At 49.1% G+C, this 18,818-nt stretch carries 14 protein-coding genes, 1 tRNA gene and 1 pseudogene; 7 read left to right on the plus strand and 9 right to left on the minus strand.

Annotated elements, in window-relative coordinates:
- The first annotated feature begins 18 nt into the window (after window positions 1–18).
- From F905_RS07375 to F905_RS07390, 4 genes are all read left to right on the plus strand, one after another.
- On the plus strand, window positions 19–735 hold the full coding sequence (locus F905_RS07375) for a 16S rRNA (uracil(1498)-N(3))-methyltransferase (RefSeq protein WP_005179155.1): 717 nt from the start codon (window positions 19–21) through the stop codon (window positions 733–735).
- A 160-nt stretch (window positions 736–895) separates the two neighbouring features.
- Window positions 896–3,760: an EAL domain-containing protein gene (locus F905_RS07380; protein WP_034597855.1), complete on the plus strand. Its 2,865-nt coding sequence runs from the start codon at window positions 896–898 to the stop codon at window positions 3,758–3,760.
- 135 nt (window positions 3,761–3,895) lie between these two features.
- Window positions 3,896–6,175: an NADP-dependent malic enzyme gene (locus F905_RS07385; protein ID WP_005179160.1), complete on the plus strand. Its 2,280-nt coding sequence runs from the start codon at window positions 3,896–3,898 to the stop codon at window positions 6,173–6,175.
- Window positions 6,176–6,264: 89 nt separating this feature from the next.
- A complete protein-coding gene (locus tag F905_RS07390) occupies window positions 6,265–7,497 on the plus strand; it encodes a multifunctional CCA addition/repair protein (protein WP_005179163.1) in 1,233 nt (410 codons plus the stop codon).
- A gap of 96 nt (window positions 7,498–7,593) precedes the next feature.
- On the opposite strand, the gene epmA is transcribed toward F905_RS07390, so the two are convergent.
- Together epmA and F905_RS07400 are read right to left on the minus strand one after the other, a co-directional pair.
- Complete coding sequence (epmA, locus tag F905_RS07395; RefSeq protein ID WP_005179165.1) at window positions 7,594–8,568, minus strand: EF-P lysine aminoacylase EpmA; 975 nt, start codon at window positions 8,566–8,568, stop codon at window positions 7,594–7,596.
- Window positions 8,565–9,632, minus strand: coding sequence for a 4-phosphoerythronate dehydrogenase (locus F905_RS07400; RefSeq protein ID WP_005179168.1), 1,068 nt, complete (start codon window positions 9,630–9,632; stop codon window positions 8,565–8,567). The genes epmA and F905_RS07400 overlap by 4 nt, the downstream gene beginning before the upstream one ends.
- Window positions 9,633–9,865: 233 nt before the next feature.
- Here F905_RS07400 and F905_RS07405 point away from each other — a divergent pair, with 233 nt between their 5' ends.
- Window positions 9,866–10,498 (plus strand): class I SAM-dependent methyltransferase, encoded by a 633-nt coding sequence (locus F905_RS07405; RefSeq protein WP_005179171.1) that lies wholly within the window; start codon window positions 9,866–9,868, stop codon window positions 10,496–10,498.
- A 69-nt stretch (window positions 10,499–10,567) separates the two neighbouring features.
- Here the strand turns inward: F905_RS07405 and cueR are convergent, their stop codons facing one another.
- Window positions 10,568–10,960, minus strand: coding sequence for a Cu(I)-responsive transcriptional regulator (gene cueR / locus F905_RS07410; RefSeq protein WP_005179173.1), 393 nt, complete (start codon window positions 10,958–10,960; stop codon window positions 10,568–10,570).
- 72 nt (window positions 10,961–11,032) lie between these two features.
- A complete protein-coding gene (locus tag F905_RS07415; RefSeq protein ID WP_005179175.1) occupies window positions 11,033–13,501 on the minus strand; it encodes a heavy metal translocating P-type ATPase in 2,469 nt (822 codons plus the stop codon).
- Window positions 13,502–13,653: 152 nt separating this feature from the next.
- On the opposite strand from F905_RS07415, the gene F905_RS07420 reads away from it, so the two are divergent.
- The gene (locus F905_RS07420) at window positions 13,654–13,848 is read left to right on the plus strand and encodes a heavy-metal-associated domain-containing protein (RefSeq protein ID WP_005179178.1); all 195 of its coding nucleotides are present in this window, start codon (window positions 13,654–13,656) and stop codon (window positions 13,846–13,848) included.
- Between the two features lie 156 nt (window positions 13,849–14,004).
- On the opposite strand, the pseudogene F905_RS15415 reads toward F905_RS07420, so the two are convergent.
- The 5 genes and pseudogenes from F905_RS15415 to F905_RS07435 all read right to left on the minus strand — a co-directional run.
- Window positions 14,005–14,154: pseudogene (locus F905_RS15415) on the minus strand (IS5/IS1182 family transposase); the annotation flags it as partial.
- An 83-nt stretch (window positions 14,155–14,237) separates the two neighbouring features.
- A complete protein-coding gene (locus F905_RS15420; protein WP_155756626.1) occupies window positions 14,238–14,375 on the minus strand; it encodes an Arm DNA-binding domain-containing protein in 138 nt (45 codons plus the stop codon).
- 173 nt (window positions 14,376–14,548) lie between these two features.
- Window positions 14,549–14,638, minus strand: a tRNA-Ser gene (locus F905_RS07425).
- Between the two features lie 87 nt (window positions 14,639–14,725).
- The gene (locus F905_RS07430) at window positions 14,726–16,762 is read right to left on the minus strand and encodes an NADPH-dependent 2,4-dienoyl-CoA reductase (protein ID WP_171065087.1); all 2,037 of its coding nucleotides are present in this window, start codon (window positions 16,760–16,762) and stop codon (window positions 14,726–14,728) included.
- Between the two features lie 104 nt (window positions 16,763–16,866).
- The gene (locus tag F905_RS07435) at window positions 16,867–17,220 is read right to left on the minus strand and encodes a hypothetical protein (RefSeq protein ID WP_005179182.1); all 354 of its coding nucleotides are present in this window, start codon (window positions 17,218–17,220) and stop codon (window positions 16,867–16,869) included.
- A gap of 221 nt (window positions 17,221–17,441) precedes the next feature.
- On the opposite strand from F905_RS07435, the gene argG reads away from it, so the two are divergent.
- Window positions 17,442–18,782 (plus strand): argininosuccinate synthase, encoded by a 1,341-nt coding sequence (gene argG / locus F905_RS07440; RefSeq protein ID WP_005179184.1) that lies wholly within the window; start codon window positions 17,442–17,444, stop codon window positions 18,780–18,782.
- The last annotated feature ends 36 nt before the right edge of the window (window positions 18,783–18,818 follow it).

Consider the following 18,818-nt stretch of genomic DNA (forward strand, 5'->3'; position numbering starts at 1 on the left):
TTTTGCGAGTTGTACTTTATGCCACGTTTTTATATTGAAGCTGAATTAACGGTTGAGACGCAGCTCGCGCTGACCGAAACCGTGTTTCACCATTGGTGTAAAGTACTGCGCGCACAAGTGGGCGACACAGCCACCCTGTTCAATGGACAAGGTGGCGAATATGAAGTGACCCTTACCGACGTCCAGAAAAAAACAGCAACGGTGATGGTCAACAGCTTTAATCCGGGCAACCGTACACCTAAATTCAAGGCCCTGCTCGGTCAGGTCATGAGTAAGGGCGACCGGATGGATTATGCCATTCAAAAAGCGGTGGAACTCGGCGTTTCCGAGATTCAGCTCCTCACCTCTGAACGCTGCGAAATGCGTCTGAAATACGACCGTGACCAGAAAAAACTGGATCACTGGCAAGGTATCGCCATTGCTGCTTGTGAGCAATGTGGTCTGAATATTGTGCCTAAAATTCTCCCACCGATGTCGCTGGAAAAATGGCTCGATACCGATCTGCCAGCCACCAAACTGGTATTAGCACCCAACAAAGATGAAGTGAATGTCTTACACAATGCCACGCCAGAACTTGCCCTGTTAATTGGGCCTGAAGGCGGCCTGAGCGAGGCTGAAATCAGTAGCGCAAATACGAAAGGTTTTGTGAACTGGTGTATAGGCGAGCGCGTGTTAAGAACTGAAACTGCGCCTGTGGTCGCACTTTCTATTTTAAATTTTAACTTCAGCGTGTAATTCGTCTTATTTTTAGCTGAATGCTGAGTCAGATGATTGCTTTTTTAAAGTTTACTGACTAATCTCAAAATATTATTTTACAATTTCACCTAATATCAGGTTATTCATAAAATAAAATGGATTTTTACATACTCTGTAATTTATAGGGTTTTGGGGATATATGTCAGACCATCAGGATGAGCTCATGGAGCAGTATTTGTATGCTGCCCAAATCACCAATACAATCCGGCTGATGCGCTTCTTTTTGCTGAGCATCCTCATTCTCTGTTTTTATATTTATTTTATTTTTCACTACTTTTTTAATTTTTCAACTTTCGCGTTTAATGCCTGGTTCCTGCTGAGTGAACTGGGGCTGGCCGGCTGCCTGTTCTTTAATGAAATGCGCTTTAAGCCCGGTCAATACAGTATTCAAATGGCACATCGCTGGATCAAGCTGGTATGCCTGCTGGTTGGTATTAGCCTTGGTATTGGCATTGCCCTGCTGTACTATTTCCTGCCGAAGTACAGTCTGGAGATGAGCACCTATCAGGCCATTATTCTGGCGGCTTTGCTGGTGATTATTAGCCAGACCTTTGCCCTCACCTTTTTAACCCAGCGCCTGAGCTATTTTTCGCTGGTATTTATTCCGGCCATTGTGCCGTATTTAATTTCCCCACTGTTCTTTAACAGCAACACCGAACCGCTGTTTTATCTGGCCACCAACTTTGCCTTAATCTGTCTGCTGATTTGTGCCAATACCTCCATGCACATGCATCGCCGGCTATCTAGCGTCTATTTCAAGAATAATCAGCTGAAAAAACAGGCCGAACAGCAAGTGGCCTGGACCGACCAGCTATGCCAGCAACTGCAAACGGAAATGAACCGCTCCAAAGACATTGAGCAGCAGTTGCAGTTTAATAACCAGATGCTGGAACAGAAAGTGAAAGAGCGGACCTTTGATCTGGAGCAAATCCATAAAGCCCTGCAAGATCAACAGGCCAATCTGGTGCTGGCGCATGAAGTGGCCGGGTTAAAACCATGGGATTGGGACATCAAGCATCGCCTGATTACCCTGACCAATGAACACCAGCAGCTGAAAATGTCCGGCTCCAAAGCCCATCATCACAAACTGCAGCAACTGATTCACCCGGATGATCTGGCGCATTTTCGTAACACCATGAAGCAGCATCTGCGTGGCCAGACCGACCGCTATGAAGTGACCTACCGGGTACAGCAAAGCAATGGCAAATGGGTCTGGGTACATGATGTTGGCCGTGTGATTGAGCGTGACCCCGAAACCCGGCGTCCATTACGCATGGTCGGTATCCGCCGTGACATCCATCAGGAAAAAACTGATCAGGAACGCCTGAAACTGACCGCCAGCGTACTACAGCAGGCAGCAGAAGGGATTTTTATTCTGAATGAGGACCTGCGTTATATTGAGGTCAATCCGTGCTTTGAACAGCTGACCGGCTTTAGTCGCGAGCAGATTATTGGCAAACATCTGTTTGATATTGCCAGCAATTACAAATCACGGCAGCGCAGTATGCACAATGCCATTGTCAAGCAACTGCTCAAAGAAGGCGAATATGATGGCGAAATGGATGAAAAATACCTGTCGGGCAAAGAGCTGACCATCCGCCTGCACATGAATACCGTCAGCAATGAGCAGAACCGCTCTACCCATTATGTCGGGATTGTCTCGGATTTAACCGAGCGCCGCCGGCAGGAACAGCGCCTGTCCTATCTGGAAAATTATGACACGCTGACCGATCTGCCTAACCGGTTTTATTATAACTATCAGCTGCATCAGTATCTGGTGTCCCATCAGGATTCGATTAAACAACTGGCGGTGATTCGTCTGAACATCGACCGGTTCCGGGTGCTGAATGAATATTTAAGCCATAATGGCGGCGATGAACTGCTAAGACAGGTGGCACAGCGTTTACGCCTCATTAATGCCGAAGCGCTGTTGGTGGCGCATTTAAATGGCGATGACTTTGCCATTATTTATGAGCTGTCACATATTCGCCCATCGGTGCAGCAGCATTGCGAACGTATTACCAAAGCCTTCTCGGCGCCGTTTAATATCCAGGGTCAGGACCATATTATTACCCTGTCGATGGGCGTGTCTTTATATCCTGAACATGGCCGGCAGCTGGATTATTTAAACAACTGTGCCGAACAGGCGCTGTCGGAAGCCAAGCGTCTCGGTGGCAATACCACCAAATACTATTCGCTGGAAACCACCAAGCTGTTAGAGCAGGACGTGCACATTGAGCGCGATTTACGTCAGGCCATTAAAAATGATGAGCTGATCGTCTATTACCAGCCAAAAATCAATTTCCATGATCAGCAGGTCTCCGGTTTTGAAGCCTTGGTACGCTGGAACCATCCGGAAAAAGGCCTGATTCCACCCGGCTTATTTATTCCAATTGCCGAGCAAACCAGCCTGATTTCAGAGATTGGCCATATCGTAATTCAGCAAACCGCCAAGCAGATTCGGGACTGGCAGGCACTGGGCTTTGATAACATCCGGGTTTCGGTCAATATTGTGGCGCAGCAGCTACAACGCGGACATTTTCTGGAAGATATTGATGAGGCGCTCAATACCTATCATATTTCCGGTGAAAGCCTGGAACTGGAAATTACTGAATCGTCGTTGCTGGAAAATACCGACGAGGTCAAATATATTCTGGAAGAAATCAAGAAGCGCCATATTCATATTTCGCTGGATGATTTTGGTACCGGTTATTCTTCCCTCTCTTACTTAACCGATTTTCCTATAGATGTTTTAAAGATCGACCGCAGCTTTGTGTCCAAGATTGGCCACAGCAAGCAGGAAGCCATTGTCAGTGCCATAATTGCCATGGGCATGACCATTGTCGCTGAAGGTATTGAAACTGAACATCAACTTCAGTACCTCAGAAAGCTCGATTGCGACATCGCCCAGGGCTTTTTATTCTCCAAACCGCTGCCACAACAGGATGCGACCCGCTTCCTGAGTGAAAAAATGCAGACACCACTTATTGTTAGTGAATCTTAATCTATAGCTTAAACTTCTAAGTTTGTTCTAAAAATGCGCAGCTTTGACTGTGCTTAGTGCGTAAGTAATGGTATATTCGAGCAGATTTAGCACAAACCGCCAGCATCGCTGGACACAGTAACATACGAGATTCAGATGGACGATCAATCATTAAAACAGCAGGCTTTGTATTATCACGAATTTCCTACTCCAGGTAAAATCAGCGTTACCCCAAGTAAGCAGCTGGTCAACCAACGTGACTTAGCGCTTGCATACTCACCTGGTGTCGCGGCACCATGTTTAGAGATTGAACGAGATCCTTCTACTGCAGCACTGTATACAGCACGTGGCAACCTGGTTGCCGTGGTGAGTAACGGTACCGCTGTACTAGGTTTAGGGAACATCGGTCCTTTAGCGTCTAAACCGGTTATGGAAGGTAAAGGCGTTCTGTTCAAGAAATTCGCCGGCGTCGATGTATTTGACATTGAAATCGCTGAAAATGATCCAGACAAAATCGTTGATATCGTTGCTGCACTCGAACCAACCTTTGGCGGGATTAACCTTGAAGACATCAAGGCACCAGAATGCTTCTACATTGAGCAAAAACTGCGTGAACGCATGAACATTCCGGTGTTCCATGATGACCAGCATGGTACGTCAATTATCGTCGGTTCTGCGCTGCTGAATGCGCTACAGCTGAACGGCAAAAATATTGCCGAAATCAAGATTGTGGCTTCAGGTGCCGGTGCTGCTGCCCTGTCGTGCCTGGATCTGCTTTGCGCCCTGGGTGCGAAAAAAGAAAATATTATTGTGGCGGACTCGCGCGGTCTATTGACCACTAAACGTGAAGGTCTGGACGAGTCGAAAAAACGCTACGTACAGGATATTGAAGCGACCCAACTGGCCGATGTGATTGCCGGAGCCGATATGTTCCTCGGTCTCTCTGCTGCCGGTATTCTGACCAAAGAAATGGTCAAGCAGATGGCGGCTAATCCGATCATCTTCGCTCTGGCTAACCCGGACCCGGAAATTCTGCCTGAACATGCCCACGAAGTACGTGATGATGTAATTATGGCAACTGGCCGTTCTGACTATCCGAACCAGGTGAATAACGCGCTGTGCTTCCCGTACATCTTCCGTGGTGCGCTGGATGTCGGTGCAACCACCATTAACGAAGAAATGAAAATTGCCTGCGTACACGCGATTGCACGTATGGCACACGTAGAAGCAGATGCGGCATCCTATGGTGAAAAATCTGCTTCATTTGGTCGTGACTATTTAATTCCACGTCCGCTTGATCAGCGTCTGATTCTTGAAATTGCTCCTGCGGTCGCCAAAGCAGCGATGGATTCAGGTGTGGCAACACGTCCAATTCAGGACTTCTCGGCTTATCATCAACGTCTGTCAGAGTTTGTATATAACTCTGCGTTTATGATGAAACCAATTTTTGCACAGGCGAAAACCGATCCGAAACGCATTGCCTATGCAGAAGGTGAAGACTTACGCGTTTTACGTGCAGTACAAATTGCAGTGGACGAAGGTCTGGCGCAACCGATTCTGGTGGGTCGTACTGCGGTTATTGAAGCGAATATCAAGAAACTGGGCTTACGTCTGGAACATGGTGTGAATATCACTATTGTTGACCAAGAGAAAAACCCGGATTACGAAAAATTCGCCGATGATTACTACAGCATCATGCAGCGTAAAGGTGTAACGCCTGAATATGCGCAGCGTGAAGCACGTCGCCGCTCGACCTTAATTGCCGCAATGCTGGTGAAACACGGTCTGGCTGACGGTATGTTATGTGGTACTTATTCAAGCTACGACATTCACTTAGACTTCGTTAGCAATATCATTGGTCTGAAAGAAGGTCACAATACTTTCTTCACCTTGAATGCCCTGATGCTGGAAGATCGTAACCTGTTTATTGCCGACACTTACATCAACCGTAATCCAACCGCTGAACAGCTGGCTGAAATGACCATTCTGGCCGCTGAAGAAGTACGCCGTTTTGGTGTAACACCACGTATTGCCCTGCTGTCGCATTCAAGCTTTGGTTCAGACCAGAACGATGCCAGCGCGCAAAAAATGCGTAAAGTGTTTGATATTCTGTCTGAGATTGCACCAGAACTTGAAGTGGAAGGTGAAATGCATGGTGATGCGGCACTGGACGAAAATATTCGCCATTTCGCATTCCCGAACTCACGCTTCAAAGGTTCAGCTAACCTGCTGATTATGCCGAACCTGGATGCAGCCAATATTTCGTTTAACCTGCTGAAATCGACTTCAGGCAGCAACGTGACCATTGGTCCAATCTTGCTGGGCGCAGCGAAACCGGTACATATTTTAACGCCAACAGCGACCACCCGTCGTGTGGTGAATATGACTGCGTTAACCGTGGCAGAAATTCAGCAAGCGGAACAAGACGCGCTATAAAAACTGAATGCCGAGTGAAAAGCTCGGCATTCTGACTTGAGAAAACCTCTATTCTGTTGCATGATGACCTCAAGAATAGAGGTTTTTTCATGCAAGTTTATTTAGTAGGCGGTGCGGTGCGAGATCATTTGCTGGGGCACCCCTATCACGAAAAAGATTATGTGGTTGTCGGAGCAACACCCGAACAGCTTCTAGCCCAAGGCTATCAGCCCGTGGGCAAAGATTTCCCTGTGTTTTTACATCCTGAATCAAAAGAAGAATATGCACTGGCCCGTACCGAACGTAAAGCCGGTCAGGGCTATCATGGTTTCGAGTTTTATACTGCCCCCAATGTCACACTGGAAGAAGATTTAATCCGTCGTGACCTGACCATTAATGCCATGGCCATGGATGAAAACGGCCAGGTCTATGATCCTTATGGTGGACAGCAGGATCTGGCGCAAAAAGTGCTGCGTCATGTTTCCGACGCCTTTGTTGAAGATCCTTTACGTGTGCTCAGAATTGCCCGTTTTGCCGCGCGTTATAAAGCACTGGGCTTTCGTGTGGCCGATGAAACTCTGGCCCTGATGCGCACGCTGGCAGCGTCTGGCGAGCTGGACGCTTTAACCCCGGAACGGGTTTGGAAAGAAACTGCACGTGCCCTACAGGAAAACCATGCCGATGAATACTTTGAAGTGCTGCGTCGCTGCGGTGCTTTAAAAGTTTTGTTTCCGGAAATTGATGCCCTGTTTGGGATTCCACAGCGCCCGGAATATCATCCGGAAATTGACTGCGGCGTGCATACCTTAATGTCCCTGCAACAGGCCTGCCGCCAGAATTACAGTCTGGATGTGCGTTTTGCCGTGCTGGTGCACGACTTGGGCAAGGCCCTGACCCCAGCCGATGAATTACCGCGTCATATCATGCATGAAGAACGTGGTATTCAGCCGGTTACTGACCTGTGTGACCGCCTGAAAGTGCCGACCTATACCAAACAGCTGGCGCTGGCGGTGTGCAAGGAACATTTAAAATGCCATCAGGCCCTGACCTTGAAACCGGGCACCTTATGGCGTCTGCTACAGCGTCTGGATGTGTTGCGTCGTCCGGAACGGGTAGAAGCCTTTGTCCAGGCCTGTGAATGTGATTCGCGTGGCCGTTTAGGCATGGAAGATCGGGACTATCCGCAGGCCGATTATGTGCTAAAAGCCATGCAGGTGGTGCGCGGCATTAAAGCGCAGGATTTACCGCCTGAGATTAAAGGCCCGGATATTGGTGAAATGCTGATTCAGCGCCGTATTAAAGCCATTGAAGTGCTGAAAGCAGAATATACCGCTGCAAGCTAAAATTGAGTCATAAAATTAAAAATACCCGTGCTATACACGGGTATTTTTATTTCCTAGGGATGAACCATCCCCTGCGCTGATCTGGATGAAGCCGCCTTAAGACCGTTCGGCCGGAAAGCTAATCACCTGTTCCAAACGCATCTGCTGGGTTGCAATCATCAATAAACGGTCAATACCCAGCGCAATACCTGAACATGGCGGCATCTGAGGCAAGGCACTGAGCAGATATTCATCAAGTGGCATCACATGCAAGCCCAGTTTTTCCCGCTCCTGATTGTCGGCTTCAAAACGGCCACGGAGCACCTCGGCATCGGCCAGTTCATCATAGGCATTGGCCAGTTCCAGCCCTTCAATGTACAGCTCAAAACGGGCGGCAACCAGTTCGCCATCTTCATCGACACGAGTTTTGGCCAGTGAGGCCAGTTCCGGCGGGAAATCAGTCAGGAATACCGGCGTATCAAAGCCCAGACTAGGCTCAACCATATGCGAGAACAACAGGTCGATATAGCCCAGACGATCATCACCTAAATCGAGGCTTAGCCCGACACGCTGACAGCAGGCTTTCAGTTCCTGCAATGTCGCTTGCAGCGGATTCAGATCCAGCCGATCCATAAAAGCATGTTTATAACTCAGTACTGTGGGACGCACTTCACCAAAACGCTGTGCCAAGGTCAGATTGAGTAAATCGGTGACTTCAAACATCAGCTCTTTCAGGCTAAAACCCGGGCGATACCATTCCAGCATGGTAAATTCGCTATTGTGTTTGCGGCCGTGCTCATCATCACGAAACACCTTGCAGATCTGGTAAATCGGGCCACTGCCACTGGCCAGCAGGCGTTTCATGGCAAATTCAGGCGAAGTTTGCAGATAATGCGTCTGCTGCTGGCCCAATACATGACGCTTGGCCTGTACTGAGCTTAAATGTACATCGGTGACACCGGCCTGCGATAAAATAGGCGTTTCCACTTCCAGCACTTCGCGCTCAGCAAAAAACTGGCGAATCTGGGCGTACATCTTGGCGCGGGCGCGCATGGCCTCAAGGCTACAGGTCGGCTGATAGTTCAGGCTCATGCGGCCGGCCCTCCATGCGCAGCCCATTCACGGCGCAGCGGATAAGTCTTGCGTAAATGGTCAAAGGCCTGCTGATCGACCTTGCCGTCTTTCAAGCAGGCACGTAATTTGGCGTCATCGGCGGCAATATCATACATCTGTGGCAGATGCTGTTGCAGTGCGGCTTTTAACGGCTGACCACTAAAATAATCGCTGCACGGCGGCAACTGGTTTTCAAAGCGTTTATGTGCCACTTGCCCAAAGACTTCACAAAAAGCGGCATAAATCATTTGTGTGCCGCGGGCTTTGCCTTCCAGACTGTAACCGGCAATATGCGGCGTTACCAACGTGACCAGATGTAATAATTCGGCAGAAATTTCCGGTTCATGCTCAAATACATCCAGCACCACCGCACGCCCGGTCTGCTGGATATCGGTCATTAATGCCTGCTCTGCCACCACCGGACCACGCGCTGAGTTAATTAAAATTGCATCCGGCTTCATCTGGGCCAGGGTTTCGGCATTGAACAGATGATAGGTCGGATACGGACCGGTTTTGGTCAGCGGCACATGAATCGAAATGGCATCGGCCTGAGCCAATACGTCTGCCAATGCCAGTTGCTGCACACTTTCACGTTGCACCAAAGGATCATAAGCCACCACTTTCCAGCCCAGCAGTTCCGCCATTACCGCCAAACGCGAACCGACATTGCCCAGTCCGATAATGCCCAGACAGAACTGCTGGCCTGCTTCCAGTAAGGCTGGACGCACATGCAGTAAGGCGGTAATCACATATTCGGCAACCGCCTGTGCATTACAGCCGGCGGCATTGGACCAGCGAATCTGCTGCTGTTCCAGCGCGGCAATATCCAGATGATCGGTACCAATGGTGGCACTGCCCACAAAACGCAGCTTGCTGTGCTGGATCAGTTCGGCATTGACCTTGGTTACCGAGCGCACCAGTAAGGCTTCGGTATCGTGCAGGTCCTGCGCAGTTAAGGTCCGGCCCGGACGATGGGAGATTTCACCAAACTCGGCAAAAAAATAATCGGTAAAGGCCAGATTTTCATCGGCAATAATTTTCATAAGGCAATCCAATGCTTTGATCTGTCCATGATAACGCCTGAAGGCCCTGCGGATGAAGCGCTATTGCAGTAAATACACTGAATATTAACCGCAGCAAAGCCGGCCCATCAGGCTTCACCCAAATACAACTTGCCGAAGCCGAATAAAACAATATATGTTTTTATAATATGTTATAGTCAAGGCCAGTCTTAATCTTCTCCCCCGTTTATTTTTAACCAATGAAGGGCCTGCATATGACACCTCGCTTTAGCAATCCATGGGATGAACGCTACCACAGCACCGATCATTTATATGGCGAAGCGGCCAACGTTTTTATTCAGCAGATGGCCCAGCAGTTAGCGATTTCTGGCGCTACGCTGGGCATTGCTGAAGGTGAAGGCCGTAACCTGATTTATCTGGCCGAGCGCGCCCGTGAACAGCAACTGCCGTTTGCCGGACTACTCTGGGATTATTCGACTGTTGCGCTTGAAAAAGCCCAAAAACATGCCCAGGCCAAACAGCTGACCTTGGACACCGCCGCGGTGGATTTAAGTCAGGTAGAATGGCCGGAAAACCAGTTTCAGCATGCGATTTGCGTGTTTGGTCATGTCAATCAGCCGACCCAGCAGAAATTACTGCACGGCGTGCGTCATAGCCTGAAATCCGGTGGCTGGTTCATTGGCGAGGTCTATTCCAAAGCACAACTGGCCTATGCCACCGGTGGCCCGGGCAATCCTGACATGCTGTATGATCCACGTGATTTTCTAGAGATCTTCCAGCAAGATCATCTGCTGCATTTCTTTGTCGGTGAAGTGGAACGTCATGAAGGACAGCTGCATCAGGGGAAGTCGCATGTGATTCAGTTTGCCATTCAAATCCGTAAATAAAGCATAAAAAAGGAGGATGAATCTGCATTGATTCATCCTCCTGCAATTCGATTCCTGCTGCTTACTGGCTTATCCGCCTTTTTCAATCTGGTCCAGAATGGCACATTCCGCGCTGTGATTGCCCTGACAATGCTGCGCAGATTGCTGCAACAAATTGACCATGTCCTGTAAACGCTGGATTTTCTGGTTCAGCTCATCAATATGTTTTAAGGTCAGCGCTTTCACTTCTGCACTCTGGCGGCCGCTATTTTTCCACAGCGAAATCAGTTCTTTCATTTGCTCGGTAGAAAAGCCCAGCTCGCGGGCATGACGGATAAAATTCAGGGTTTTTAAATCCTGCTCGGAATAGACCCGATAACCGGCAGCACTGCGCTGGGCAGCCGTGAGCAGGCCGATACTTTCATAATAACGGATCATTTTGGCAGAGATGCCCGACTGCTTTGCGGCTTGACCAATATTCACATGCTTCTCGCTCAATACGGCGGTTTAAGACCTGCCTCCGATCTTAAACCGAAAATGTCCTGACGCCAACGGCTATTGCAGCGGCGCGGCAAAGCGCTTCAGGCGTAAAGCATTGCCCAGCACAAACACGGATGACAGTGCCATTGCGCCTGCAGCAAACATCGGCGACAGTAAAATGCCCCACAGCGGATACAGCACGCCGGCGGCAATCGGAATTAAGGCCACGTTATAAACAAAGGCCCAAAACAGGTTCTGGCGGATATTGCGGATAGTGGCCTGACTTAAAGCAATCGCATTGGGAATGCCTTTTAAACTGCCGGACATCAGCACCACATCGGCGGCTTCAATGGCTACATCGGTACCGGTGCCAATGGCCAGCCCGACATCGGCCTGTGCCAGCGCCGGGGCATCATTAATCCCATCGCCGACAAAGGCCAGACGGCCATATTGCTGCTGCAATTCACGTACGCTATCGACTTTGCCTTCCGGCAGAACTTCGGCAACCACAGTATCAATTTTTAGCTGCCGGGCAATCGCTTCGGCGGTATGCCGGTTATCGCCGGTGATCATTGCCACTTTTACGCCCAACTGATGCAAGGCTTCAATCGCGGCAAAGGTGCTGTCTTTGATTGGATCGGCCACGGCAATGATGGCCGCCAGTTGATCCTCTACCGCCACATACAGTGGTGTTTTTCCCTCCTGCCCCAAACGTACCGCAACCTGATCAAAGGCTGTGGTACTTAAACCCAGCTGATGCATATAACGGTCGGCCCCGATATGCAGCCATTGACCATTGACCTGCCCTTTCACGCCGGACCCGACAATCGAATCAAAATCGCTCACAGCTGGTAAAGATAAGCCTTGTTGCTGCGCGGCTTCGACAATAGCAAAGGCAATCGGATGCTCCGACTTGGCTTCTACCGCCGCCACCCAGCTTAATAATTGCGTCTGCTCAAAACCGGCCTGTACATGAAAATCGGTCAGTTGCGGCTTGCCTTCGGTTAAGGTGCCGGTTTTATCTACCGCCACCACCTGCGCTTCCTGTAACAGCTGCAAGGCTTCGCCTTTACGGAACAGAATGCCCATTTCTGCCCCACGTCCAGTGCCGACCATAATCGAGGTTGGAGTGGCCAGCCCCATAGCACATGGACAGGCAATAATCAGCACCGCTACAGCATTGACCAGACCAAAGGTCAGCGCCGGTTCAGGACCAAAAATCAGCCAGACCAGAAAGGTCAGCACAGCCATTAGCATTACGGCTGGCACAAACCACATGGTGACTTTATCGACCAGCGCCTGAATGGGCAGTTTGGAGCCTTGCGCCTGCTCGACCATGCGGATAATTTGCGCCAGCACCGAATCTGCCCCCACCGCAGTTGCGCGGATGCTCAGGCTGCCATTCTGGTTGATGGTGCCGCCCACCACGGCGCTGCCTGCCATTTTTTCTACTGGCAGCGGCTCTCCGCTAATCATCGATTCATCGACATAACTGCGGCCGTCCAGCACTTCCCCATCCACCGGAATCCGCTCTCCTGGGCGGATATCGACCTGCATACCCGAGCTGACTTCAGCCAGCGGCACTTCCACACTTTGGCCATTACGTACAATGCGGGCGGTTTTTGGCTGCATGCCGATCAGGTGCTGAATTGCCTGCGAGGTGCGGCCTTTGGCTTTGGCTTCAAAATAGCGTCCCAGCAAAATCAGGCTTACAATCACCGCGGCAGCTTCAAAATAGACATTGACCGTGCCTTCCGGTAACAGCTGTGGCATAAAAGTCGCCACCACCGAAAAGCTGTATGCGGCCAGGGTTCCGACTGCCACCAGCGAGTTCATATCCGGCGCGAAACGCAGCAAGGCCGGAATGCCTTTTTGATAAAAACGCCGGCCCGGAAATAGCAATACCAGCGTGGTCAACACGAACTGCAACAGCCAGCTCGGCATCTGCCCGATCTGATGCATGACCCACATATGAAAAGCCGGAATTAAATGCGAGCCCATTTCCAGCACAAATACCGGAATGGCCAGCACCAGGGAAATTAACAGATCACGTTTTAGTTGCTGCTGCTCGCTGGCTTTCTGATCCGCCTGTTCAGTGGTGGTCGTGGTCTGTAGCTGGGCATCATAACCAGCCTTACGGATGGCCTGAATCAGTTTATCGGCACTGACCGTAGTATCCGCTTCGACCCAGGCCTGCTCAGTGGCCAGATTGACATTGGCTTGCTGCACACCCGGCACTTTTTTCAGGGCTTTTTCTACCCGCGCCACGCAGGAGGCACAGGTCATACCGTCAATTGACAATTCGATGGGTGCCGCGACGACCACATCATAACCGGCGCGCTCAATGGCTTTGACCAAAGCAGCCCGGTCAAGTGGCGCGGACGATTCAACCACGGCCTGTTCGGTGGCCAGATTGACATTGGCCTGCTCGACCCCATCCACTTTTTTTAAGGCTTTTTCTACCCGGCCTACGCATGAAGCACAGGTCATGCCCTGAATAGACAATGTTTCACGAAAAACAGCAGATGAATTTGAGATGCTCATGCCCTACCTCGGCCAATACCCGGATTTCCCTACAGCATACAGATTGACATCATGGGAAGGTCAAGTCTCTGCGCATAAAAATTTGGCTTGACCTTCCCATCATGACAAGCTTTAAACTGAAAGCATCTTCACATGACTCATGGAGCATCTTAATGAAACTGCATATTGCCAATATGACTTGCGGCGGCTGCGCCCGCGGTGTGACAGCCACCATTCAGGATGTGGACCCGAATGCCAAAGTTGACATTGATCTGGACAGTAAAATCGTGACCGTTGACAGCAGTGCCAGCGTAGATCAGCTGGTGGCGGCGCTGAATGAAGATGGTTTCCCGCCAGAAGTGCAATAATTTCCAGGCACTCTCAAAACCGCTAGCGTTTATAAAATCGCCTCCGTGATGCGGGCATCAGGGAGGCGGCAAAAGACGAATGACCTATAACGGACAACGGGACAGGCTTTGTTGCACAAAGATTTGAAATGCAAAGCGCCCCTAATTGAGCCAAATTTAAGGCGTAACTTGGGTAAGTGGGCGACCTAATTCCGTAAATCTGTTAAGGACTGCTACACGTGCATGGATCTCATTCACTTGGCTATCAAAACTCCTTGCACTGAGTTTATCTCCTAATAATTTGATGCAATGCATCTTAGTTTCAACCGGCTTTGTTGCACAAAGATTTCATAACTATATGATTTTAAAAGTTTTGATTATTTTTTGATCCAAAATTAAATTTATTTAAATCAGATGCTTACATATTTATGCAACAAAGCCACACGAAAGTAAAGATTTCCACCATCACCAATCTTTATGCTCTTTTGAGGATCAGCTTTAAGTTTTTTAATTTGTAGTGCCGTGAGCTTATTTTGAGTACGTGCCATTAGAAAAACCACGCAAAAAAAAAATGTAGTAAGTTTTAACTTACTACATTTCTTACTACTTTATAACCGTCGATTTACGTCAAGTGTCAACGTGCGTCGTACCGTTGTATTCCAACTTTAACCAATATAATCAATCGCTTATATTGCGTTAAGCAATGTTGGACAGTGTTGTTTGGCGGAAGCGGTGAGATTCGAACTCACGGAGGACTCACACCCTCGTCGGTTTTCAAGACCGGTGCATTAAACCGCTCTGCCACGCTTCCATGTGCGCCATAATACGAAGCTTTTTTCCATCTGACAAGTAAAAATTACATTCAAGTGACTCAAATGAATATTGTTTCATCAAATGTTTAAAGTTTGGCGGCCAATTCAGCACCTTCGCGAATGGCGCGCTTGGCATCCAGTTCCGCCGCCAGTTTTGCCCCGCCAATAATGTGATACTGCGCCAAGGTCTGCTGGCCATTTTCCGGCATAATCTCTTTGACCGATTCCTGCCCGGCACAGACCACCACGGTATCGACTCGCAATAACTGGTCATGGCCATCCATTTCTACCCATAAGCCTTCATCACCAATGGCTTTATATTGCACCCCGCGTAACATGCGTACGCCGTGCTTTTTCAGTTGTGCACGATGCACCCAGCCGGTGGTTTTACCTAAGCCGGCACCCAATGGCGTGGTTTTACGCTGCAACAAATAAATTTCACGCACAGGGGGATGAATTTCCGGTGCCTGCATACCGCCTTCAGATACATAGTGTGGATTTAAATCGACGCCCCACTCGCGTTTCCAGTCCTCCACAGGTTGCGGCTGTGGCTGCTGCTCCGGTTTTAATAAAAACTCGGACACATCAAAGCCAATGCCGCCAGCGCCAATTACCGCCACTTTATGACCGACAGGCGCGCCATTGAGTACTTCGGCATAAGACAGAACCTGTGGTAAATCGCTGCCCGGAATGTTGAGTGCACGCGGCACCACGCCAGTGGCAACAATCACCTCATCAAAGCCTTCACGTTCCAGCTGCTCGCGGTTGACTTTGGTATTCAGGCGTACATCTACGCCGGTTTTTTCCAGTTGCACCTTAAAATAGCGGATGGTTTCGTGGAATTCTTCTTTGCCCGGAATCACTTTGGCCAGATTAAACTGCCCGCCGACATCGGCATTGGCTTCAAATAATGTCACCTGATGACCACGGCCTGCAGCTACCGTTGCAGCAGACATACCAGCGACTCCACCACCCACCACGGCAATCCGTTTTGGCTGTTTGGTTTTGACATAGACCAGTTCGGTTTCATAAGCAGCACGCGGATTGACCAGACAGGTCGCGCGCTGGTTTTTAAAGGTATGATCCAGACAGGCCTGATTACAAGCAATACAGGTATTGATTTCATCGACCCGGTTGGTGGCTGTTTTATTGACCCAGAAAGCATCGGCCAGTAAAGGACGCGCCATCTGAATCATGTCGGCTTTGCCCGCTGCCAGAATTTCTTCGGCCGTATCTGGCATATTAATCCGGTTAGAAGCAATCACCGGAATCGACACTTGCTGTTTCACGGCTGCGGTGTAATCGACAAACGCCGCGCGCGGCACCGAAGTCACAATGGTCGGAATACGCGCTTCATGCCAGCCAATACCGGTATTCAGTAAAGTCACACCGGCCTGTTCCAAAGCTTTGGCTACCGTGATGACTTCATCCATAGTGTTGCCATCATGTACCAGATCCAGCATCGACAGACGGAAACAGATAATAAACTTATCGCCAATTTCTGCACGAATGGCTTTGACAATTTCCACAGCAAAGCGCATTCGGTTTTCAATCGGGCCACCCCAACGGTCATTGCGCTGATTGACATGACGGCTTAAAAACTGGTTTAGCAAATAGCCTTCAGAACCCATGATTTCCACGCCATCATAACCGGCTTTTTTGGCCAGACTGGCGGTTTTCACATAGTCCTGAATGGTGTTTAAAATCTGTTTATCGCTGAGTTGGCGCGGTTTAAATGGTGAAATTGGCGATTTAATCGGGCTAGCCGACACCACAAAAGGCTGATAGCCATAACGGCCGGCATGCAGAATCTGCAACAGGATTTTGGCGCCATGCTTATGTACCGCATGTGTCACCAGTCGATGCGGTGCAATATCCCCCAAGGTATTCATGGTGCCGCCGGCCGGTAATAACCAGCCCTGACGGTTCGGGGAAATCCCGCCCGTAATAATCAGGCCAACGCCGCCTTTGGCACGCTCACCAAAATAGGCCGCCAGTTTCGGATAATTATAAAAACGGTCTTCCAGACCGGTATGCATGGACCCCATCACCACCCGGTTTTTCAGGGTAGTAAAACCTAAATGTAATGGACTGAGCAGATGTGCATAGCTTGTTGTCATCATGTATTCCTGTACGCTGGCTTTGCAACTTGTTGCATAATACTGTAGCGATTTTTTATTATTTGTTTATGGCATTTTCAAAAAATTATCATGACAAACTGCCAATGTCAGTTCTGCCACTGCTTGCTGCTGCTTTTCCATAGTGCAATTGCACCGAGCACCGTGCCAATTGGAAAGCTTAATAACATTAGCACGGCCAAAATACGCGACAGTGTGCGTCCTTCACCATCGCCCCGTTTCACTTTTAAACAGGCGCTGATATTCAGATAAATCAACAGCAGCATCAAGGCCATCACAATCACTAAATTGACTGTGGCAATACTGCGCTGCTGATATTCCAGATACAGGAACACCACCGCACTAAAACTGAGTAAACCGGCATAAATACCATGAACCAGCGCCAGGGTTTCATTGCGGTTATTGTTGGAGATCAATGGGGGCGGTGTGACATTGGGCTGCATCGGCATTTCCTCTCTGTGGATATAAATTGTTCTATCATACTCAAGCCAGGAATGGGCTGCTGTGGCCGAAAATAAACTGAAACCGATGAAAAAAGTCTAACTTTTTTCAGAAAGCAAATTTTTCAGAAAACATCGTTTCGGAAAAGTGCTACAATAGCGCCATTTTCGAATTCTCCTTGGCCACCATTTTGGTTGCCTATATTCATAAGTTAGGACTCGCAATGACTGATAATGCAACGATCTTGCAAAGCGTACCAGTAGGCAAAAAAGTGGGTATCGCCTTCTCTGGTGGTCTAGATACTTCTGCTGCTTTATTGTGGATGAAACAAAAAGGCGCTGAACCTTATGCCTACACAGCAAACTTGGGTCAGCCAGATGAAGATGATTACGATGCTATTCCGAAGAAAGCGGAAGCCTATGGTGCAGTAAAAGCACGCTTAATCGACTGCCGTTTACAGCTTGCACTTGAAGGTATTGCTGCAATTCAGTGTGGCGCGTTCCACATTTCAACAGGTGGTGTGCCTTACTTCAACACCACACCACTAGGCCGTGCAGTTACCGGGACCATGCTGGTTACTGCCATGAAAGAAGATGACGTGAACATCTGGGGTGATGGTTCAACCTATAAAGGTAACGACATCGAGCGTTTCTACCGTTACGGCTTACTGACCAACCCGGCGCTCAAAATTTACAAGCCGTGGTTAGACCAGACCTTTATTGATGAGCTAGGCGGCCGTGCAGAAATGTCACAGTTCCTGATCGACAACGGCTTCGACTATAAAATGTCAAAAGAAAAAGCCTACTCGACTGACTCGAACATGCTGGGTGCAACGCACGAAGCCAAAGATCTGGAATACCTGAATGCCGGTATCAAGATTGTTGAGCCAATCATGGGCGTTGCGTTCTGGAAAGATGACGTTGAAATTGCACCTGAAGAAGTTTCAATTACCTTTGAAGAAGGTTTCCCGGTTGCACTGAATGGCCGTCGTATCGAAGATCCGGTAGAGTTCATTCTGGAAGCCAACCGCATTGGTGGCCGTCACGGTCTGGGGATGTCGGATCAGATCGAAAACCGTATCATTGAAGCGAAATCTCGTGGTATTTACGAAGCTCCGGGTATGGCACTGCTGCACATTGCTTACGAGCGTTTAGTGACAGGTATTCATAACGAAGACACCATCGAACAATACCGCATTAACGGTTTACGTTTAGGCCGTTTACTGTATCAAGGTCGCTGGTTCGATTCTCAAGCACTGATGCTGCGTGAAACTGCACAGCGTTGGGTTGCAAAAGCCATCACTGGTACAGTGACTTTAGAACTGCGTCGTGGTAATGACTACACTATCATGAACACTGAATCTGAAAACCTCACCTATGAAGCTGAGCGTTTGACCATGGAAAAAGGTGATTCAATGTTCACGCCAATGGATCGTATTGGTCAGTTAACCATGCGTAACCTGGACATTACCGATACCCGTCAAAAACTTGGCATTTATACCGGTGCTGGTTTACTGGCCGTGGGTACAGGTTCTGCTGTTCCACAATTAAAAGACAAGAAATAAGTTGTCTCTATGAAAAAACCGCCTTCGGGGCGGTTT

This window comes from Acinetobacter sp. CIP 53.82 (genome assembly GCF_000369465.1).
Lineage (GTDB): Bacteria > Pseudomonadota > Gammaproteobacteria > Pseudomonadales > Moraxellaceae > Acinetobacter > Acinetobacter indicus.